This is a genomic window from Burkholderia sp. KCJ3K979, assembly GCF_016759955.1.
GTDB classification, from domain to species: Bacteria; Pseudomonadota; Gammaproteobacteria; order Burkholderiales; family Burkholderiaceae; genus Burkholderia; species Burkholderia orbicola.
Map to the genome: position 1 here is coordinate 1 of NZ_JACFYV010000113.1, position 20,731 is coordinate 20,731.

The window sequence follows — 20,731 nt, forward strand, 5'->3', positions numbered from 1 at the left end:
GGTTTCGCTGTGCACGAGCCCCGTGCCGGCGCTCATCCGTTGAATGCCGCCGGTCCGGACGATCGCACCGCAGCCGAGGCTGTCGCGGTGCGCGAGCTCGCCATCCAGCACGTAGGTGAGGATTTCGACGTCGCGGCGCGGCTGCATCCCGAAACCGCGCGTCGGCGCGATCCGGTCCTCGCTCAGCACGCACAGCGCGCCGACGGGCGGACGCACCGGCGCATGCCCGTCGCGGCAGACGGACGAAAAGCTGTGACTCGATTCGAGCCAGCCGTGGTGCGTGCGGCAGCGGTCTTCGGCGCGCAGGATCTGGAACATTGGGGCGGACGCTCGGGGCGCAGATGTTCTGTTCGGGTTTACCGCCACTGTAAGGGGCGGCCGGCAGCGCCACAATCCGCCGCCCGCGCACCGCATCGTTGCACCCGCACACCCAATTGCCGAAATATTCGTTGCGAATACCTCGATTGCCGCAACAGCCGAATCGAGGAATCGGTCGACCGCGCCGGATTGCCGTTTTCCGGGTATCGCGTTCGGGTAAAATACCGCCCTTTTGGCGTTCGCCCTTCCGGCGGTCGCCAACGCCAGAGCGCCGATCGGCGATTTTTGGCCGTCTAGAATACGCCGCGGCGCCCGGTTCGACCGGCCGCGAGCGCCCCCGGAAAGTCAGCAACAGAAGGATGGAAATGAAGAAGGCCGCCCTGTGCGCCGCCCTCGCCCTCGTGGCGGGCAGCGCCTTCGCGAAGGAGTGGAAGACCGTGCGGATCGGCGTCGATGCCAGCTACCCGCCGTTCGAGTCGACCGCACCGAGCGGCGAGATCGTCGGTTTCGACGTCGATCTCACCAAGGAAATCTGCAAGCGGATCAACGTGAAGTGCGTGTGGGTGGCGCAGGATCTCGACGGGATCATCCCGGCGCTGAAGGCGAAGAAGTACGACGTCATCGTGTCGTCGCTGACTGTGACGGACAAGCGTCGCGAGCAGATCGACTTCTCCGACAAGGTGTACGACGCGCCCGCGCGGATGATCGCGAAAACCGGCTCGCCGCTGCTGCCGACGGTCGCGTCGCTCAAGGGCAAGCGCGTCGGCGTCGAGCAGGGTTCCACGCAGGAAACCTACGCGAAGGCGTACTGGGAACCGCAGGGCGTGACGATCGTTCCTTACCAGAACCAGGACCAGGTCTATGCCGATCTCGGCACGGGCCGCCTCGACGCGACGCTGCAGGATGAACTGCAGGCCGACTACGGCTTCCTGCGCACGCCGCGCGGCAAGGGCTTCGCGTTCGCCGGGCCGGAAGTGAAGGATCCGAAGACGATCGGCGACGGCACCGCGATCGGCCTGCGCAAGGAAGATACCGACCTGAAGCTGAGGATCAACAAGGCGCTGGCCGACATGCACAAGGACGGTACGTACGACCGGCTGTCGCACAAGTACTTCTCGTTCAGCGTCTACTCGGCGCCGGCCCGCTGAACGCCGACAAGCAGCAGCGGATGCGGGGGCGGCCCCGCGTCCGGGCAGTACAGGCAGTCAACCACGCGCCGCCCGCCCCCTTGCCCGCCGTTCGCGCGACGGGCTCGCCCGGCACCGTTGCCGGGGCGGACGGTCATGATACGCACGGGGCGTTCCGCGCAGCTTGGCGGGCGCGTCTTTCGCGGCGCACGACGTGCACCGTCAGGGACCACACCAGGGACCACATATGTTTCTACAAGGCTACGGCCCGCTGATCCTCGCCGGCACCTGGCAAACCGTCAAACTGGCGGTGCTTTCGCTTGCGCTGTCGTTCCTGCTGGGGCTGCTCGGCGCCGGCGCGAAGCTGTCGCGCAACCGCGTGACGAACGGCGTCGGCACCATCTACACGACGCTGATCCGCGGCGTACCCGATCTCGTGCTGATGCTGCTGCTGTTCTACAGCCTGCAGATCTGGCTGAACATGGCGACCGACGCGCTCGGCTGGGACCAGATCGACATCGACCCGTTCCTCGCCGGCGTGCTCGTGCTCGGCTTCATCTACGGCGCGTACTTCACCGAGACGTTCCGCGGCGCGTTCCTGTCGGTGCCGCGCGGCCAGCTCGAGGCCGGCAGCGCCTACGGGATGACGAACTGGCAGGTGTTCACGCGGATCATGTTCCCGCAGATGATGCGCTTCGCGCTGCCGGGCATCGGCAACAACTGGCAGGTGCTCGTGAAGTCGACCGCGCTCGTGTCGATCATCGGCCTGGCCGACGTCGTGAAGGCGTCGCAGGACGCCGGCAAGGGCACGCTGCGGTTCTTCTTCTTCACGCTGATCGCGGGAGCGGTCTACCTCGCCATCACGACGATCTCGAACTTCGTGCTGATGTGGCTCGAAAAGCGCTACTCGACCGGTGTCCGCAAGGCTGACCTATGATCGAACTCATCCAAGAATACTGGCGCAACTATCTCTACACCGACGGCTATCGCATCACCGGTGTCGCGATCACGCTGTGGCTGCTGGTCGTGTCGATCGGCCTCGGCTTCTGCCTGTCGGTGCCGCTCGCCGTCGCGCGCGTGTCGAAGAAGAAGTGGCTGTCGGGCGCGGTATGGCTGTACACGTACGTGTTCCGCGGCACGCCGCTCTACGTGCAGCTGCTGCTCTGCTATACGGGCCTCTACAGCCTGCAGGCCGTGCGCGGCACGCCGATGCTCGATGCGTTCTTCCGCGACGGGATGCACTGCACGCTGCTCGCGTTCACGCTGAACACCTGCGCGTACACCACCGAAATCTTCGCGGGCGCGATCAAGGCGACGTCGTACGGCGAGATCGAAGCCGCGCGCGCGTACGGGATGTCGCCGTTCACGATGTATCGCCGCGTGATCCTGCCGTCGGCGCTGCGCCGCGCGCTGCCGCTGTACAGCAACGAAGTGATCCTGATGCTGCACGCGACGACGGTGGCCTTCACCGCGACCGTGCCCGACATCCTGAAGATCGCGCGCGACGTGAACTCGGCGACCTACATGTCGTTCCACGCGTTCGGCATCGCCGCCCTGCTCTACCTCGTGATCTCGTTCACGCTCGTGTGGCTGTTCCGCCAGGCCGAGCGTCGCTGGCTCGCGTATCTGCGCCCGCAAGGCAAGTAAGTTTTCGCAGGACTATTGATGAACTCCCAGACCCAGAAGCTTTTCGTCGACGATCTCCACAAGCGGTACGGCGACAACGAGGTGCTCAAAGGCGTGTCGCTGAGGGCGAACTCGGGCGACGTGATCAGCGTGATCGGCTCGTCCGGCTCCGGCAAGAGCACGATGCTGCGCTGTATCAACTTCCTCGAGCAGCCGAACGCGGGCCGCATCTTCGTCGACGGCGAGGAAGTGCGCACCGCGCTCGACAAGACGGGCGCGCTGCGCGCGGCCGATTCGAAGCAGCTGCAGCGCGTGCGCACCAAGCTGTCGATGGTGTTCCAGCACTTCAATCTCTGGTCGCACATGAACGTGATCGAGAACGTGATGGAAGCGCCGGTGAACGTGCTCGGCATCCCGAAGAAGGAAGCCGAGGACCGTGCGCGCGAGTATCTCGAGAAGGTCGGCCTCGCGCCGCGCGTCGAGAAGCAATATCCGTCGCATCTGTCGGGCGGCCAGCAGCAGCGCGTGGCGATCGCGCGAGCGCTCGCGATGCATCCGGACGTGATGCTGTTCGACGAGCCGACCTCCGCGCTCGACCCGGAGCTGGTGGGCGAAGTGCTGAAGGTGATGCAGAAGCTCGCCGAGGAAGGCCGTACGATGATCGTCGTCACGCACGAGATGGGCTTCGCGCGCAACGTGTCGAATCACGTGATGTTCCTGCACCAGGGGCGCGTCGAGGAACAAGGCGTGCCGTCCGAGGTGCTCGCGAACCCGAAGAGCGACCGCCTGCGCGCGTTCCTGTCGGGCAGCCTCAAGTAACGCCCGCCACGCGCCACGCCCGAACGGGCGCCCCGCGGGTCGCCGCGCGGCGCCCGTTTTGCGTTTACGCGGTGCTCACCGGCGCGCCGTCGGCGAACGCGCGCAGTTCGTCGCCCGCCAGCCGGTAACGCACCCATTCGCTCTGCGGCGCCGCACCGACGCTTTCGTAGAAGCGGATCGCCGGCTCGTTCCAGTCGAGCACGCTCCATTCGAAACGCCCGCAGCCCGAGTCGACCGCGATCCGCGCGAGCGCCTTCAGCAGCCGCAGCCCCGCGCCGGCGCCGCGAAAACGCGGCGACACGTACAGATCCTCCAGATACAGCCCCTGCCGCGCGAGCCACGTCGAATAAGAGAAGAAATACACGGCGAAGCCGGCCGGCTCGCCGTCGACCTCGCACATCAGCGCACGCGCCGGCGAGCCTTCGCCGAACAGGCTGCGTTCGAGCGATTCGGGCGTCGCGACGACTTCGTGCTCCGCCTTCTCGTAGACGGCCAGTTCGGTGATGAAGCGCAGGATCAGCGGCACGTCGGCGACGGTGGCGGAACGAATATCGATTTGCACGGGTTGAGCCCTCCTCCGGCCCGGATGTGAAGCGGAAAACAACGGGAAAACGGCGCCGCGCCCCCGCGCTGGCGCCGTTCGAATCGTCATGCTACGTTCACGCGATGCCTGCAGGAAGTGCAGTTTCTTCATCCAGACCTGAACGTGATGCATCCCGATCTGCGCCGCCTCGACCTGAACCTGCTGCTCGTATTCGACGCGCTGTATCGCCATCGATCTGTCGCGGCGGCCGCGCACGAACTCGCGTTGAGCCCGTCGGCGTTGAGCCACGCGCTCGCCCGGCTGCGCGACACGATCGGCGATGCGCTGTTCGTGCGCCTCGGCAACGAGATGCAGCCGACCGTGCGCGCCGACGACATCGCCACCTGGGCCGGCGACGCGCTCGACGCGATGTCGAAAGGGCTCGCCCGCGCGCGCCGCTTCGATCCCGCGCAAAGCGACCGCACGTTCGTGTTCGCCGCGACCGACTACACGGCGTTCGCGGTGCTGCCGGCGTTCCTCGCCCGCATCCAGCACGTGGCGCCGCACCTGCGGGTCCGCGTCGTCCATTCGGACCGCAAGATTTCCGTCGACGCGCTCGCGGCCGGCCGCATCGACTTCGCGCTCGGCTACCACGAGGAATCGGCGGCCGACGCGCCGGGCATCGAGGATTTCGACTGGTTCTCCGACGACTACGTCGTGATCGCGAGCGCCGCGCATCCGGACATCCGGCGGCGGCTGACGCTCGACCAGTACCTGGCGGCCCGCCACGTGGTCGTCACGCCATGGAACGAATCGCGCGGTGTCGTCGACTACGTGCTCGACCGGCTCGGTCTCGCGCGGCATGTGGCCGTGCAGTTGCCGACCGTGCTGGCCGCACCGTTCGTGATCGCGGAGTCGGCACTCCTGATGACGGTGCCGAACCGCGCCGCGCAGGCGCTGCGGCATGCGGCGCCGATCCGCATCTTCCCCGCGCCGTTCGAGATCCCGCGCTACACGGTGAAGGTCTACTCGCACGCGAAGCATGCGCGCACCGATGCGCATCGCTGGATTCGCGCCCAGTTGCTCGCCGCACGGCCGCACCCGGACTAGGGCCTGTTCCCGCTAATAACGGGCTTGCGAACGTGCCTTTCCGCCCGCAGGGCAAGAAGAGAGGAGGCGCAATAGCCGTAGCTATTGCAACGACGAACGACGCCGCCATGCGGGCGGAAAGGCACGTTCCCCTGTTTGGAAAAATTCATTCGTGGGGCTGGCCCCCAGAAGGGCCGATCGCCGCGTCATGCTCCTCGCGAATATGTCGAGTATTCGCTTCGTCGCAATCCTCGCGCTCGGCCCTTCTGGGGGCCAGCGCAAGCCCGTTATTAGCGGGAACAGGCCCTAGGCAGCGCGTTGCGGGACGGGGTTTCAGGCGTCGATCGGCGCTGTCGGCAATCGCCCGAATCATTACGAAATACTTACCAATTTCGCGACTTTCACGCTTACGCCGGCGCCCCGGCGACGTCAATAGTGGCAATCCTTGACCCATACCCGCGGAATCCATGTCTCCCTTGCGGGACAAGGGTTTTCCGGTAATCAGGAACCCTAGGGGCACCTGTTGCGCACCGTGTTGCATGGCAATTTGGCGACAGCGGTTAGTCAAACAACGATTTCCGTCGCCACAAAATTGTATTTTTGCTAAATTAGTAACCAAAGTAGCAAAACGAAGTTCGTGAAATGTAGTTTAGCTTCACGACACAACAAGGAGACCCCGCAGGCCGACCCGGCTGCGCGGGACCGCTCAACGGTTTTCCGTCTGCTTGCCCGCGTGCCGCGCTTACCGGCCCTGCACGAGGTCTCCCTGGTTATCCCGCTTTTGCCCGGCGCTCGTGCTCCGGGCATCTCGTGCAGTCTGGGTTGACTTTTTGACAGGGTATGGAGGAGATGATGAAGAAAGCTTTGGTCGCGGCCGCGCTGATGGCTGCTGGGGTGGTGACGGCGCACGCGCAGAGCAGCGTCACGCTGTATGGCCGCCTGGATGCAGGCATCGAGTACATGAACGGCCTGCAAAACGGCCACCAAGTGCGCGCGGAAAGCGGCGACTGGGGCACGAGCCTGTGGGGCTTGAAGGGTAGCGAGGACATCGGCGGCGGCAACAAGATCCTGTTCCACCTCGAAGGCGCGTTCAACACGATGACGGGCGGCTTCAGCGGCTCGATCTGGGATCGTTTCGCGACCGTCGGTATCTCCAACGACCGCTACGGTACGCTGCTGTTGGGTCGCGAACTCGCGATCGCCAACGGCGTGTGGGACTTCGACCCGTTCGGCCAGTCGGCCTGGTCGACGGCCTCGCTGGTGCGCGGCCGCAACTGGAACAAGACCAGCAACAACGTGTCGTACCAGTCGCCGTCGCTCTACGGCCTCGACTTCTACGGCCAGTTCTCGTTCTCGAACTCGACCAGCTTCAACGGCAACACGACGGCCGGCCAACCGGGCCGTGCAATGGGCGGTCAGGTCACCTACACGAACTCGCTGTTCCAGTTGCGCGGCATTTACGACGAAACGCGCGACAGCAATGGCCGCTTCTCGGACGTGTTCAACTACTCGCGTGAATACTTCGCGGGCGTGAACGTGTTCCTCGGCCAGTTCAAGGTTCAGGCGGCCTACCAGGCATCGCGCGCCGACGGCAGCGGTGGCCCGGCAGTGAACGCCGGCGTGACGGGTACGCAACAGGTGTGGGGCGGCGTGACGTGGCAGGCCACGCCGGCAGCGGCGCTGATCGCGGCCGTGTATCACGTGAACGCGAACCACGGTGGCGGCAACGCGAACATCTACACGGTCGGCGGCTCGTACAACATCTCGAAGCGCACGCTGTTCGACCTGCAGGTCGCGACGGTGCGCAACAGCTCGTCGGCCAACTTCGGCCTGAACGCGAACGGCGCCGGTACGGCCGTCTCGACGGGCAACCCGCATCAGGGCGGCAGCCAGACCGGCGTCTACGCCGGCATCCAGCACCTGTTCTGATCAGGCGCCGTCAAAGAACGATTCGACAACACTTTCCACGCTGCTGCGAGAGGCGCGTATCGGTGCGGTACCCAACCGGGTATCCGCACCGTTTTTTCTTGGGCGTCGGGTTCGTACGACCCGTGGCCCGATCGGTCGATTCGGTCGCGCTTGACCGAATCGAGCGGACACGGCGCTCAGACGGCCGCTTCGTTCTCTTCGCCGGTACGGATGCGGATCACGCGCTCGACGTCCGACACGAAGATCTTGCCGTCGCCGATCTTGCCGGTGCGCGCCGCACCGATCACCGCGTCGATCACCTGATCGACCTGCGCTTCCGCGACGACCACCTCGATCTTCATCTTCGGCAGGAAATCGACGACGTATTCCGCGCCGCGATACAGCTCGGTATGACCCTTCTGGCGGCCGAAGCCCTTCACTTCCGTCACGGTCAGGCCCGTGAGCCCCACTTCGGCGAGCGCTTCGCGGACTTCGTCCAGCTTGAACGGCTTGATGATGGCGGTGATGCGTTTCATGATGGTTGTCCCTCAATGCTCGTTTGGATGAAAAATCGCGTTCCCGATTGTAAGCCGGCGGGCCGCCTCCGGCCCAGCACCGCTCAATCGAGCCGTTCGGTGAAGCGTGACGTGATCGGGTAGCGCCAGTCGCGCCCGAATGCGCGATGCGTGACGCGGATGCCGATCGGCGCCTGGCGGCGCTTGTATTCGTTGATCTTGATGAGCCGCGTCACGCGCTCGACGTCGGCCTGCGCATAGCCGGCCGCGACGATCTCGGCGAGCGGCCGGTCTTCTTCCATGTACATCCGCATGATCGCATCGAGCACGTCGTATGGCGGCAGGCTGTCCTGGTCGGTCTGGTTCTCGCGCAGCTCGGCCGACGGCGCGCGCGTCAGGATTCGCTCGGGAATCACGTCGCGCAGCGCGTAGTCGGTCGTTGCGTTGCGATAGCGGCACAGCCGGTACACGAGCGTCTTCGCGATGTCCTTGATCACCGCGAAACCGCCGGCCATGTCGCCGTACAACGTGCAATAGCCAACCGCCATCTCGCTCTTGTTGCCGGTCGTCAGCACGATCGAGCCGAACTTGTTCGACAGCGCCATCAGCAGCGTGCCGCGGATACGCGCCTGGATGTTCTCCTCCGTCGCGTCTTCCGCGCGACCCGCGAATTCGCCCGCGAGCGCGGCGCGGAACGCATCGAACATCGGCGCGATCGCGATCTCGTCGTAGCGCACGCCGACGCGCCGCGCCATCTCCGCCGCGTCGGTGGTCGAGATGTCGGCCGTGAAGCGCGACGGCATCATCACCGCGCGCACGCGCTCGGGCCCGAGCGCGTCGCATGCGACGGCCAGTACCAGCGCCGAATCGACGCCGCCCGACAGCCCGATCAGCACGCCGGGAAAACCGTTCTTGCCGATGTAGTCGCGCACGCCGGTCACGAGCGCGCGGTACACCTGCGCGTCGGTCGACAGTTCGGGCGCGATCGCGCCGGGCAGCGGCCGCGCGCCGTCGAATTCGACGATCGCGTGCCCTTCGTCGAACTGCGGCATCTTCGCGACGAGCGCGCCGTCGCCGTCGAGCACGAACGACCCGCCGTCGAACACGAGTTCGTCCTGGCCACCGACGAGGTTCACGTACACCATCGGCAAGCCGGTCTCGCGAATCCGCGCGCGCAGGATGTCGATGCGCACCGCTTCCTTGTTCAGGTGATACGGCGAGCCGTTCGGGATCAGCAGCACCTGCGCGCCGGCCGCCTTCGCGATCTGCGCGGCCGACGCATGCCACGCGTCCTCGCAGATGATCACGCCGTATTTCACGCCGTTCAGCTCGAACACGAGCGGCTCGGTGTCGGTCGCGAAATAGCGTTTCTCGTCGAACACCTCGGCGTTCGGCAGGTCCTGCTTGCGGTAGGTGCCGACGATCTCGCCGCCAACGATCAGCGATACCGCGTTGAAGGTGTCGGTGGGCGGCACGCCGCGCTCGATCGGGCGGTTTGCATTACCATCGACGGCTGACGCGCGCGCATCGTCGCCCGCCCCGCTGCCCGGACCGCTGCCCGGACCACGCAACGGATGGCCGACCAGCACCGCGAGCCCGTCGAACGCCTTCAGCGCGTCGGCGAGCGCATCGAGCGCGGCCGCCGCCGCCGCGTAGAACGCGGGCCGCAGCAGCAGGTCTTCGGGTGGATAGCCGGACAGCGCGAGTTCGGGTGCGACCATCAGTTGCGCACCATCGTTGTGCGCGGCGCGTGCGGCCGCGACGATCCGCGCGACGTTGCCGGCGAAATCGCCGACGGTGACGTTGATCTGGGCGAGAGCGAGTCGGGTCTTCATGGCGGGAGCGGCGCAACCCGGCGGCGCGCCTTGAACGGCTGACGAAATCGACCCGGATGCGGGCCACGGCGGCCCGCATCCGGCAACATCCAACGGTACGGATTCACGCTTGAAACACGAACGCATCGATTATCGCACGGGCATCCTGTCGTCCCCCGCCGAGGTGCCGGCCGACGAATGGAACGCGCTGCTCGCGCGCGACGCGCAGCCCACGCCGTTCCTGCGCCACGAATTTCTCGACGCGCTGCACGTCGCGCGTTGCGCGGTGGACGACACCGGCTGGTCGCCGCACTTCGTCACGCTGACCGATGAGCGCACCGGCCGCCTCGCGGCTGCCGCGCCCGTCTATGCGAAACAGCATTCGTACGGCGAATACGTGTTCGACTGGGCGTGGGCCGACGCATACCAGCGCAATAACCTGCCCTATTACCCGAAGCTGCTGTGCGCGGTGCCGTTCACGCCGGTGCAGGGCACGCGCCTGCTCGCGGCCGACGACGACGCGCGCCGCCATCTCGCGGCCACGCTGCTCGCGTTCGCCGAGCAGAGCGACGTGTCGTCGCTGCACGTGCTGTTCCCGACCGGCGACGAAGCGCGGCTGCTCGAATCGATGGGGATGATGCTGCGCGAAGGCGTGCAGTTTCACTGGCTCAACGACGGCTACCGCCACTTCGACGATTTCCTCGGCACGCTCGAGCAGAAGAAGCGCAAGAACATCCGCGCGGAGCGGCGCAAGGTGCACGACGCGGGCGTGACGTTCCGGCGGCTCACCGGCGACCAGATCACCGACGCCGACTGGCGCTTCTTCTCGCGCTGCTATCGGCAAACGTACCGCGAGCATTATTCGAGCCCGTACCTGAACCTCGACTTCTTCCGCACGATCGGCGCGACGATGCCCGAGAACCTGCTGCTCGTGATCGCGGAAGCCGACGGCCAGCCGATCGCGAGCGCGCTCGCCGTGTACCGGCGCGGCGAGCACGGCGGCGGCACGCTGTACGGCCGCTACTGGGGCGCGATCGAGCACGTGCCCTGCCTGCATTTCGAAACGGCCTACTACCAGTTGCTCGAATTCTGCATCGAGGCCGGGCTCGACACGTTCGAGGGCGGCGCGCAGGGCGAGCACAAGCTCGCGCGCGGTTTCCTGCCGACCGTCACGCACTCCGCGCACTGGCTCGCGCATCCGGCGTTTTCCGATGCGGTCGCGCGCTTTCTCGAACGCGAGACCGAGCATATCCACGCATACGTCGACGAACTGCGCGAACACGATCCGTTCCGGCGCAGCACCGGCTAGCGCGATCCGGCGCACCGGCATGCGGCGAAGCCAGGCGTGGCCTCGCCGCATGCCGCACGATCGTCGCCGGTTCAGTGCGCGGCGAGCGTCACCGTCTGCGACAGCGCCTGCGGGTCGCGCGACGACGCGGCCGCCGACAGCCCGTAGCTGCCCGCGCCGATCCGCCATGCGTGCGCGCTCGCATCCCACACCGCGAAGCGCTGCGCCGACACCGCGATGCTGACCGTGCGCGTCTCGCCGGGCTGGAGCGCGACCTTGGTCCAGCCGACGAGCCGCTTCGGCGGCTCGCCGAGCGACGCGGGCAGCGCGGCGTAGATCTGCACCGTATGCGTACCGGCGCGCGAGCCCGTATTCGTCGCCGTCACGCCGACCGTCACGTTACCCGCTGCGTCGGCCTGCGCGGACATCGCCGACAACGCATACGTCGTGTACGACAGCCCGTAGCCGAACGGGAACAGCGGCTCGATCGCCTTCGCGTCGAACCAGCGATAGCCGTACGCGAGCCCTTCCGCATAGACGTTCCGCAGGTTCGACGGATCGATCGTCGGCTGCGGCAGGTCGGCCTCCTGCTTCGGGAACGTCAGCGGCAGCCGGCCCGACGGGTTCGCGTCGCCGAATAGCAGGTCGGCGATCGCCTGGCCACCCTGTGCACCCGGATACCACACGTCCAGCACGCCATGCACGTTCGCGAGCCACGGCATCAGCACCGGGCTGCCGTTCTCGAGCACGACGATCACGCGCCTGGCCTTCGCGGCGACCGCGGCGATCAGCGCGTTCTGGTCGTATTGCTGGTTGTACGGGTCCGCCTTCGCATCGGGCAGCGACAGGCTCGCGAGGTCGAGCCCTTCCGTCTGCCACTGCGTGGCGAACACGATCGCGACATCGGCCTGCGCGGCCGCGGTGGCCGCGGCGTTCGCGTCGGTCCCGTCGAGATAGCTGACCGACGCATTCGGCGCCTTCGCGCGGATCGCCGCGAGCGGCGCGGACTTGTACCAGGTCGCGCATCCGCCGAACAGCATGTCGGCCGGCTGCTGGCAGGACGTCACCGCGTTGCCGTCGATCGCCGGCACCGCCCCCGAGCCGCCGCCCGACAGCACGCCCACGTCCGCATGGCCGCCGATCACGACGACCGACTTGAGCGTGCCGGCGGCCAGCGGCAGCACCGGCTGCGTGTCGCCGGGCGCGGCCGCGTTCTTCAGCAGCACCGCCGCTTGCCGTGCGATCGCGAGCGCATCGGCATTGCCGGCGGCTTCGTCGATCGCGCCGCCCGGCTTCGGCGGCGCGTCCATCACGCCGATGCGGATCAGCGTGCGCAGCTTGCGCTGCACCATGTCGTTCAGCCGCGCGGCCGACACGCTGCCGGCCTGCAGCGCCGCGCGCAGCTTCGAATTGAAGTACGAGCCGAGCGGCGCGTTGCCGTCGTCGGCCGCGCCCGGCTGTTCCTCGTCGAGCCCGGCCTGCACGGCGGCAACCGTCGAATGCGTCGCGCCCCAGTCCGACTGCACGACGCCCTTGAAGCCCCACTCGTTCTTCAGCACCGTCGTCAGCAGATACGGGTTCTCGCACGCATACACGCCGTTCAGCTTGTTGTACGCGCACATCACGTTGCCCGGCTGGCCGTCCTTCACGCCGATCTCGAATGCGAGCAGCTCGGCCTCGCGCATGGTCCGCTCGTCGACGACCGAATCGACCGTCATCCGGTTGGTTTCCTGGTCGTTGAACGCGAAATGCTTGATCGTCGCGATCACCTGCCGCGCCTGCGTGGCCTGCGTGCGCGCGGCGCTCAGCGTGCCCGCGAGCACCGGGTCCTCGCCCATGTATTCGAAGGTGCGGCCGTTGCGCGGCTCGCGCGCGAGGTTCACGCCGCCGCCGAGCCCTTCCGCGAAGCCGAGCGCGCGCAGTTCGAGCGCGATGCGCGTGCCGTAGGTGCCCGCGAGCGCCGGGTCCCACGTCGCCGCGAGCGCGACCGGCGCGGGCAGCGCGGTCACGCGCGCGTTCTTCACGTTCACGCCGCCCGCCGAATCGGCGCTGCTGACGGCCGGAATGCCGAGCCGCGGCACGCCCGGGATGTAGCTCGCGCCGTTCAGCGCATCGGCCGGGAACGGGCCGCCCAGGCTGAGCGCCGGCATGCCGGTGCCATGCACGAACTGCAGCTTCTCGTCGGTCGTCAGTTGCGCGACGAGCGCGGCCGCGCGCTGGTCGGCTGCCGCGTCGGGGTCGGCCGGCGCGGTCGGGGCATGGATGTCGTCGCCGCCGCACGATGCGAGCAGCACCGTGAGCGCGCACGCGGACGCAATCGTCGAACACCGGAACAGCGAAGTTTTCATTGATCCTCCAGAATCGTTCTGTTGTAGTACTTGTCGCCTCACTCCAGCGTCCGAGTCTAAAAATTGACCGGTCACCACGCTTGACCGGCAGGAGCATGCGTTGACCTCTCGCAGCGGGGACAAACCCGAACGGCATGACGACAGGGAGACAGACATGGAGTTGCAACAGAAATCGGTATCCGTCCGGATCTACCGCTGGCTGTGCGAAGACGCGCGTGCGAACGGCATCGATCCCGCACCGCTTTACGAGACACTCGGCATCGGGCCGGCCGAGCTCGCCGACGACACGCGCCGCATCGCGGGCGACCGGCATGTGGCCGCCATGCAGCTGACGAGCGGCTGGGCGCTGTCGTGGCATCGCCCGCCGCCGGAGGTCGTACCGTGGCTCGTGCCGTTTCCCGAGCTCGCCGGCATCACCTGCAACGCGGCGACACTGCGCGACGCGCTGCACGGCTACCTGCGCTATCGAGAGCTGATCGGCAACGTCGACTGGGTCTTCGCGCACGAGAACGACGACGCGATCGCGCTCGAGTATGTGAACGAAGGAGACGGCCGGCATGCGGGCAGCGCGTTCGCGAACCTCGCGATTCTCGCGGCGCTGGCGCGTCTGTACGACCCGCACGTGCGCATCCACGATGCCGAATTCGCCGGTCGCGCGTTCGCGCCCGTTGCCACGCTGCGCGACATGCTCGGGGCGCCGGTATCGTTCGATGCCGCGCACAACCGCATCGTGCTGCGCTCCGCGCACGTCGACACGCCGTTCGAACGCTACAACGCCCCGCTCGCCGGCATCCAGCGTCATGCGGCCGACGCCGCGCGCGAGCGCGTGCGCGCCCGCTCGACGTTCGGCTCGTCGGTCGAGCAATGCGTGCGCGACTGGTTGCGCACGGCCAACGACGTCGACGTGCCGACCGATACGCTGATGCAGCACGTGTGCACGCGCTTCGCGATGTCGCGCTGGACGTTGCGCCGGCGGCTGCATCGCGAAGCGGTCGGGTTCCATGCGCTCGTCGCGCAGGCGCGGCTTGGCGAGGCGCGCGACCTGCTGCTCAACACGCAGTTGCCGATCGGCGAGATCGGCGTGCGCGTCGGCTTCCGTTCGACGAGCGCGTTCACGCGCTTCTTCACGCGCGAACTCGGCGCGGCGCCGAGCCGCTTTCGCGACGGGCACGGCGCCCGGTGGCGTTGACGCCCGTTTTTTCTGAGACACTGGCGGCTTCGCATCCCGCCGCCCCGCCATGTCCTGGTTTCTGTATCTGATCGAATGCGCCGACGACAGCGTCTACACGGGCATCACGACCGATGTCGCCGCGCGCTTCGACGAACACGCGTCCGGCAAGGGCGCGCGCTACACGCGTTCGCGCAAGCCGCGCGCGGTGCTCGCGTCGTTTGCGCTGCCCGACCGGTCGAGCGCGTCGCGCGCCGAATACTGGGTGAAGCGGCTCACGCCCGCGAAAAAGCGCGAGCTGGCGGCTGGGTTGCGCACGCTGGAATCGGTGTTGCCGGTGGTGGTCGCGCTCGACGAGGCCGGCGACACGGCCGGGACGAAGGCCACGGCGCGCGGGCGGAAGAAGGAGAAGGCGGAAATCGTCGACGATGCGGTGACGGCGGCTGCAACGGAACAGGTTGCCGGGAAAAAGGTGAAGGCCGGGAAAGTTGCCGGGTCCGCAACGGCCGCGAAGACGGCGCAGCCCGCAAAGGGCACACCAGCGTCGAAGTCGAAGTCGAAGTCGAAGTCGACGAAATCAAATCAAGCCGCGCCGGACGCGAAACGCGCAAAAGCCGACGGCAATGCTGCCGCAAAAAAGACCTCGTCGCGTGGCGCACCGGTAAAGAAAACCGGCTCGCTCTCTTCCACTCCGTCAAAAAGGAAGGCGTCGGTCACTGCCGGCAAACCCGCCGCGAGCGTACGCGAAGCGGCCGCTTCCGCACCGGCCCGGCACCGTCCAGCGGCCAAGAAAGCCGCCGCCGCGATCGCTCCGTCCGTTGCCCCGCCCGGAACGAAACGCGCGAAGAAAGCGCCGGCTGTCCCGCCCGCGCCCGTCTCCCCGGCTGCCCGCCCGAAAACCGCACGCGCAAAACAAAACCGCGCGGCCTCCTGAGGAGACACGCGCGGTTTGCGTTCCGTACGAACCGGCCATCGGCCGGCACGCCGCTTACTTCTTGTAGTTCGCGGCGCCGTCGGTGATTTCCTTGTGCGCGGCTTCGATGCCGGCCCAGCCTTCGACCTTCACCCACTTGCCCTTCTCGAGCGCCTTGTATTGCTCGAAGAAGTGCTTGATCTGATCCTTCAGGTACTCGGGCACGTCGTCGATCGTCTTCAGGTTGGCCGTCATCGGGCAGATCTTGTCGTGCGGCACCGCGACCAGCTTCGCGTCGACGCCCGACTCGTCGGTCATCTGCAGCATGCCGAGCACGCGCGAACGCACGATCGAGCCGGCCAGCAGCGGGAACGGCGTGATCACCAGCACGTCGACCGGATCGCCGTCGCCCGACAGCGTCTGCGGGATGTAGCCGTAGTTCACCGGGTAGCGCATGCCCGTGCCGATGAAGCGGTCGACGACGAGAAGGCCCAGTTCCTTGTCCGCCTCGTACTTCACCGGATCGCTTTGCGCGGGAATCTCGATGATCACGTTGAAATCTTGCGGCAGGTCCTTGCCGGCCGGAACATGATTGAAGCTCATGAGCACTCTCTGTAGGTCGATGGGAATTCGGGACAGGGCGCCGCGGCCGATGCACCGCCGCGGGCATTCCCCAAAAGGAATGCACCATTATAGCCAATCGACCGGTGGCGTCCTGATGACGATCGGCGCGATAATCGTTCCGGATGTCGGGCCGTCGAACCGGCGGCCTGTTGCACGTCGACCACACAGCATGGCGCCCGGGCAAGCGCTGAAGCGCTCACTTGGGTCGACCGCATTGCATGGGGCCCAAGTAACCGCTAAAGCGCTAACTCGGATCGACCGCTTTGCATGGGACCCAAGTAAGCGCTAAAGCGCTAACTTGGGTCGACTCGCGATGCATGGGACCCAAGTAAGCGCTAAAGCGCTAACTTGGGTCGACAGGAGGAGGCATGGAAGAGGCGAAGCATTTCATCGCGGGCGAATGGACGTTGCCCGCGCAACTGGAAACCATCGCGGTAGTCGATCCGTCCGACGGCCAGCCGTTCGCGTCGATCGCGCGCGGCACCGCGCCCGACATCGAACGCGCGGTCGCCGCGGCCCGCGACGCGTTCGCGGGCCCGTGGGGCGCCGCCAGCGCTGCCGAACGCGGCCGCGTGCTGATGCGGCTGTCGGCGCGCGTGGCGGATTCGATCGAGGAGCTCGCCGCGATCGAGGCGCGCGACACCGGCAAGCCGCTGAAGCAGGCGCGCGCCGATGCCGCCGCGCTCGCGCGCTACTTCGAGTTCTACGCAGGCGCCGCTGACAAGCTGCACGGCGAAACCCTCCCCTACCAGGCCGGCTACACGGTGCTGACGGTACGCGAGCCGCACGGCGTCACCGGCCATATCGTGCCGTGGAACTACCCGATGCAGATCTTCGGGCGCAGCGTCGGCGCGGCGCTCGCGGCCGGCAACGCGTGCGTGGTCAAGCCGGCCGAGGATGCGTGCCTGTCCGTGCTGCGCGTCGCCGAGCTGGCCGCCGAGGCCGGGCTGCCGGCCGGCGCGCTCAACGTCGTCACCGGCTACGGCCATGAAGCAGGCGCCGCGCTCGCGCGCCATCCGGGCATCGACCACATCTCGTTTACGGGTTCGCCGGCCACCGGCAAGCTGGTCACGCAGATGGCGGCCGAGAACCACGTGCCCGTCACGCTCGAACTCGGCGGCAAGTCGCCGCAAATCGTGTTCGCCGATGCCGATCTCGACGCGGCGCTGCCCGTGCTCGTAGCCGCCATCGTGCAGAACGGCGGGCAGACCTGCTCGGCCGGCAGCCGCGTGCTGATCGAGCGCGCGGTGTACGAGCCGCTCGTCGAGCGCCTCGCCACCGCGTTCAACGGGCTGCGCGTCGGCCCGAGCCGCGCCGATCTCGACTGCGGCCCGCTGATCAACGCGAAGCAGCAGCAACGCGTGTGGGATTTCCTGTCCGATGCGCAGCACGACGGCATTCCGATGGCCGCGCACGGGCAGGTCGTCGCCGACGCGCCCGAAAGCGGCTTCTACCAGGCGCCCGCGCTGTTGCGCGACGTGCCGCCGTCGCACCGGCTCGCGCAGGAGGAAGTATTCGGCCCCGTGCTCGCGGCCATGCGTTTCGTCGACGAGGACGAAGCCGTCGCACTCGCGAACGGCACGCCGTACGGCCTCGTCGCGGGCATCTGGACCCGCGACGGCGCCCGCCAGATGCGGCTCGCGCGACGTCTGCGCGCGGGCCAGGTGTTCATCAACAACTATGGCGCGGGCGGCGGCGTCGAACTGCCGTTCGGCGGCGTCGGCCATTCGGGCCACGGCCGCGAGAAAGGCTTCGAGGCCCTGTACGGTTTCACCGCGCTGAAGACGATCGCGATCCGGCACGGCTGAGCGCACGGCCCGCCACAGGCAGCCGGCAGCGGCCGGCAGCCCGGCGACACGCGACGACCCTCGTCACCAGCACAGGAGACACACCATGCGGTTGAGCGGCAAGACGGCCATCGTCACGGGCGGCGGCTCGGGGTTCGGCGAAGGCATCGCGAAGACCTATGCGCGCGAAGGCGCGAACGTCGTCGTCAACGACCTGAACGGCGCGGCGGCCGAGCGCGTCGCGAGCGAGATCGCGCTCGCGGGCGGCAAGGCGATCGCGGTGGCCGGCGACGTGTCGAAAGAGGACGACTGGCGCGCGCTGCTGCAGGCCGCGCTCGACGATTTCCATGCGGTGCAGATCGTCGTGAACAACGCGGGCACCACGCACCGCAACAAGCCCGTGCTCGACGTGACGGAAGCCGAATTCGACCGCGTGTACGCGGTCAACATGAAGAGCCTGTTCTGGTGCGTGCAGACTTTCGTGCCGTACTTCCGCGCACAGGGCGGCGGCGTGTTCGTGAACGTCGCGTCGACGGCCGGCGTGCGGCCGCGCCCGGGCCTCGTCTGGTACAACAGCACGAAGGGCGCGATGATCACCGCCAGCAAGTCGCTCGCGGCCGAGCTCGGTGCCGACCGCATCCGCGTGAACTGCATCAACCCGGTGCTCGGCGAAACCGCGCTGATGACCGAGTTCATGGGCTGCGAGGACACCCCGGACAATCGCCGCCGCTTCCTCGCGACGATCCCGCTCGGCCGCTTCTCGACGCCGCAGGACATCGCGAACGCCGCGCTTTATCTTGCATCCGACGAAGCCGAATTCATCACCGGCGTCTGCCTCGAAGTCGACGGCGGGCGCTGCATCTAGTCGTACCGGGCCGCACGATCGGCCCGTCTTGCTTCGCACGAAACCGGATCGGGCACCACCGCGCCTGCTCCGGCCCACTACAACGACAGCGGTGCATCGGATCGAGGTAGCCGCCCAAGCGCCGACCTCGATCGACCGCAAAGCATGGGATCCAGGTAACCGCTAAAGCGCTAACCTGGATCGACAGGAGACAACATGGCAACATCGACGCAGTCGCTGCCGGGCTCGTCCGGCGCATTCGAGGAAGCAACCTACCGCAAGGTGTCGTGGCGGCTCGTGCCGCTCCTGCTGCTGTGCTACGTGGTCGCGTATCTCGACCGCGTGAACGTCGGGTTCGCGAAGCTGCAGATGGCGAGCGACCTGAACCTCAGCGATACCGTGTACGGGCTCGGCGCCGGGATCTTCTTCTTCGGCTATTTCCTGTTCGAGGTGCCGAGCAACATCATCCTGCACCGGGTGGGCGCCCGCGTGTGGATCGCCCGCATCATGGCGACATGGGGCGTGATCTCGATCCTGACGATGTTCGTCACGACGCCCGCGATGTTCTACGTGATGCGCTTCCTGCTCGGCGTCGCCGAAGCGGGCTTCTTCCCCGGCGTGATCCTCTACCTCACCTACTGGTATCCCGCGCACCGGCGCGGCCGGATGACGACGTTCTTCATGACGGCCGTCGCGCTGTCCGGCGTGATCGGCGGGCCGATCTCGGGCTTCATCCTGAAGGCGTTCGACGGCGTGAGCGGCTGGCACGGCTGGCAATGGCTGTTCCTGCTCGAAGGCATTCCGTCGGTGCTCGCCGGCGTGCTCGTGTTCTTCACCCTCGACGAGCGGATCGCGAAGGCGACGTGGCTGACCGACGAAGAAAAGGCGCTGCTCGCCCGCAACGTCGACGCGGAGGAAGCCACCAAGGAGGACCTGCCGCTCGGCGCCGTGATGTCGAGCCCGCGCGTCTGGCTGATGGCGCTGATCTATTTCTCGTTCGTGATGGGGCTCTACGGCGTCGGCTTCTGGCTGCCGACGATCATCAAGGCGACCGGCGTGACCGACACGTTCATGATCGGCCTGCTGTCGGCGATTCCGTATGCGGCCGCGGTGGTCGCGATGATCCTGATCGCGCGCAGCGCGGACAAGCGCCGCGAACGCCGCTGGCACCTCGCGATTCCGGCCGCGATCGGCGCGGTCGGCCTCGTGCTGTCGGTGATCTGGGCGCACCAGACGGCGCTCGCGATGCTCGGCCTCACGCTCGCGACGATCGGCATCCTGACGACGCTGCCGCTGTTCTGGAGCCTGCCGACCGCGTTCCTCGGCGGCACGGCCGCCGCCGCCGGCATCGCGATGATCAACTCGATCGGCAACCTCGCCGGCTTCCTGAGCCCGTACCTGATGGGCTGGCTCAAGCAGGTGACGGGCACCAACGATGCGGGCATGTACATGCTGGCCGGGTTCCTCGTGCTCGGCGGGCTACTGGCGCTGTCGGTGCCGAAGCGGCTCGTCGACAAGTGACGACGCGCGGCGCGTAAAGGCGCCCGGATCGATCGAACACACCGGCCGATTGCCGGCCCGTTTCACCCCGATACGCCCCGACGTCCGGCATGGCCGGCCGCCGGGGCGTTTTCGATTCCGGACAGGCGCACCCCGGATCGGCCAAGTGTCTCGCCCATCCGACGGCAGCCCCTTTATCACCCAAATTATTCCCTTATGCTCCTTTATATATGGAACAATAAAGTAATTAAGGGAATCATCGATAGCTCATGTTCCACACCGTCGAAGACACCGCCGCCCGCCTGCGCGTCCATCCGAAGACCGTCCTGCGGTTCATTCGCGACGGCAAGCTGCGCGCGACGCGGGTCGGCCGTGCCTACCGCATCCTCGACGCCGACCTCGCCGCGTTCGCCCGGACGGAGCCGGCCTCGCCCGCGCCGCGTGCGGTGCGCGTCACCAGCATCGTCGACATTCCCGATGCGTCGCAGTCGCTGCACCAGTACCTGTCGCGGTCGCTGCA

At 67.2% G+C, this 20,731-nt stretch carries 19 protein-coding genes; 13 read left to right on the plus strand and 6 right to left on the minus strand.

Annotated features, from left to right (window positions below; translation table 11 throughout):
* Positions 1-318: pirin family protein (locus tag H3O04_RS22025; RefSeq protein ID WP_202588444.1), on the minus strand; the 318-nt coding region annotated here is incomplete at its 3' end.
* Between the two features lie 365 nt (positions 319-683).
* On the opposite strand from H3O04_RS22025, the gene H3O04_RS22030 reads away from it, so the two are divergent.
* From H3O04_RS22030 to H3O04_RS22045, 4 genes are all read left to right on the plus strand, one after another.
* The gene (locus H3O04_RS22030) at positions 684-1,466 is read left to right on the plus strand and encodes an ABC transporter substrate-binding protein (protein ID WP_124677891.1); all 783 of its coding nucleotides are present in this window, start codon (positions 684-686) and stop codon (positions 1,464-1,466) included.
* A gap of 226 nt (positions 1,467-1,692) precedes the next feature.
* Complete coding sequence (locus H3O04_RS22035; protein WP_034201477.1) at positions 1,693-2,382, plus strand: ABC transporter permease; 690 nt, start codon at positions 1,693-1,695, stop codon at positions 2,380-2,382.
* Entirely contained in the window at positions 2,379-3,092 is a 714-nt protein-coding gene (locus H3O04_RS22040; RefSeq protein WP_059576621.1) for an ABC transporter permease, read from the plus strand. The genes H3O04_RS22035 and H3O04_RS22040 overlap by 4 nt, the downstream gene beginning before the upstream one ends.
* Positions 3,093-3,110: 18 nt before the next feature.
* The gene (locus H3O04_RS22045; RefSeq protein WP_006478136.1) at positions 3,111-3,890 is read left to right on the plus strand and encodes an ABC transporter ATP-binding protein; all 780 of its coding nucleotides are present in this window, start codon (positions 3,111-3,113) and stop codon (positions 3,888-3,890) included.
* A 64-nt stretch (positions 3,891-3,954) separates the two neighbouring features.
* Here the strand turns inward: H3O04_RS22045 and H3O04_RS22050 are convergent, their stop codons facing one another.
* Entirely contained in the window at positions 3,955-4,452 is a 498-nt protein-coding gene (locus H3O04_RS22050) for a GNAT family N-acetyltransferase (RefSeq protein ID WP_006478135.1), read from the minus strand.
* Positions 4,453-4,596: 144 nt separating this feature from the next.
* On the opposite strand from H3O04_RS22050, the gene H3O04_RS22055 reads away from it, so the two are divergent.
* Positions 4,597-5,523, plus strand: coding sequence for a LysR family transcriptional regulator (locus H3O04_RS22055; protein WP_202588445.1), 927 nt, complete (start codon positions 4,597-4,599; stop codon positions 5,521-5,523).
* Positions 5,524-6,351: 828 nt separating this feature from the next.
* Positions 6,352-7,431 carry a porin gene (locus H3O04_RS22060; protein WP_027813490.1) on the plus strand — a complete coding sequence of 360 codons (1,080 nt, stop codon included), beginning with the start codon at positions 6,352-6,354 and terminating at the stop codon, positions 7,429-7,431.
* Positions 7,432-7,607: 176 nt separating this feature from the next.
* Here H3O04_RS22060 and H3O04_RS22065 read toward each other — a convergent pair whose 3' ends face one another.
* Positions 7,608-7,946, minus strand: a complete 339-nt coding sequence (locus tag H3O04_RS22065; protein WP_006398637.1) for a P-II family nitrogen regulator — start codon at positions 7,944-7,946, stop codon at positions 7,608-7,610.
* Positions 7,947-8,029: 83 nt separating this feature from the next.
* Positions 8,030-9,760: an NAD+ synthase gene (locus H3O04_RS22070; protein ID WP_185920974.1), complete on the minus strand. Its 1,731-nt coding sequence runs from the start codon at positions 9,758-9,760 to the stop codon at positions 8,030-8,032.
* 109 nt (positions 9,761-9,869) lie between these two features.
* Between H3O04_RS22070 and H3O04_RS22075 the strand changes: the two genes are divergently transcribed.
* Positions 9,870-11,048 (plus strand): GNAT family N-acetyltransferase, encoded by a 1,179-nt coding sequence (locus H3O04_RS22075; RefSeq protein WP_034174450.1) that lies wholly within the window; start codon positions 9,870-9,872, stop codon positions 11,046-11,048.
* Between the two features lie 71 nt (positions 11,049-11,119).
* Here H3O04_RS22075 and H3O04_RS22080 read toward each other — a convergent pair whose 3' ends face one another.
* Entirely contained in the window at positions 11,120-13,375 is a 2,256-nt protein-coding gene (locus H3O04_RS22080; protein ID WP_202588446.1) for a glycoside hydrolase family 3 C-terminal domain-containing protein, read from the minus strand.
* A gap of 154 nt (positions 13,376-13,529) precedes the next feature.
* On the opposite strand from H3O04_RS22080, the gene H3O04_RS22085 reads away from it, so the two are divergent.
* Both H3O04_RS22085 and H3O04_RS22090 read left to right on the plus strand, forming a co-directional pair.
* Positions 13,530-14,564: a helix-turn-helix transcriptional regulator gene (locus H3O04_RS22085; RefSeq protein ID WP_202588447.1), complete on the plus strand. Its 1,035-nt coding sequence runs from the start codon at positions 13,530-13,532 to the stop codon at positions 14,562-14,564.
* Between the two features lie 49 nt (positions 14,565-14,613).
* On the plus strand, positions 14,614-15,477 hold the full coding sequence (locus tag H3O04_RS22090) for a GIY-YIG nuclease family protein (RefSeq protein ID WP_202588448.1): 864 nt from the start codon (positions 14,614-14,616) through the stop codon (positions 15,475-15,477).
* 54 nt (positions 15,478-15,531) lie between these two features.
* On the opposite strand, the gene ppa is transcribed toward H3O04_RS22090, so the two are convergent.
* Entirely contained in the window at positions 15,532-16,059 is a 528-nt protein-coding gene (gene ppa, locus H3O04_RS22095; RefSeq protein ID WP_006489643.1) for an inorganic diphosphatase, read from the minus strand.
* Positions 16,060-16,448: 389 nt separating this feature from the next.
* Here ppa and H3O04_RS22100 point away from each other — a divergent pair, with 389 nt between their 5' ends.
* From H3O04_RS22100 to H3O04_RS22115, 4 genes are all read left to right on the plus strand, one after another.
* Positions 16,449-17,888: an aldehyde dehydrogenase family protein gene (locus H3O04_RS22100; RefSeq protein ID WP_124592333.1), complete on the plus strand. Its 1,440-nt coding sequence runs from the start codon at positions 16,449-16,451 to the stop codon at positions 17,886-17,888.
* An 85-nt stretch (positions 17,889-17,973) separates the two neighbouring features.
* Positions 17,974-18,732 carry an SDR family oxidoreductase gene (locus H3O04_RS22105; RefSeq protein ID WP_006478125.1) on the plus strand — a complete coding sequence of 253 codons (759 nt, stop codon included), beginning with the start codon at positions 17,974-17,976 and terminating at the stop codon, positions 18,730-18,732.
* A gap of 195 nt (positions 18,733-18,927) precedes the next feature.
* The gene (locus H3O04_RS22110) at positions 18,928-20,232 is read left to right on the plus strand and encodes an MFS transporter (protein WP_006478124.1); all 1,305 of its coding nucleotides are present in this window, start codon (positions 18,928-18,930) and stop codon (positions 20,230-20,232) included.
* A gap of 248 nt (positions 20,233-20,480) precedes the next feature.
* Positions 20,481-20,731, plus strand: a 251-nt coding sequence (locus H3O04_RS22115; RefSeq protein WP_202588449.1) for a helix-turn-helix domain-containing protein, incomplete at its 3' end; no start/stop codon positions are given.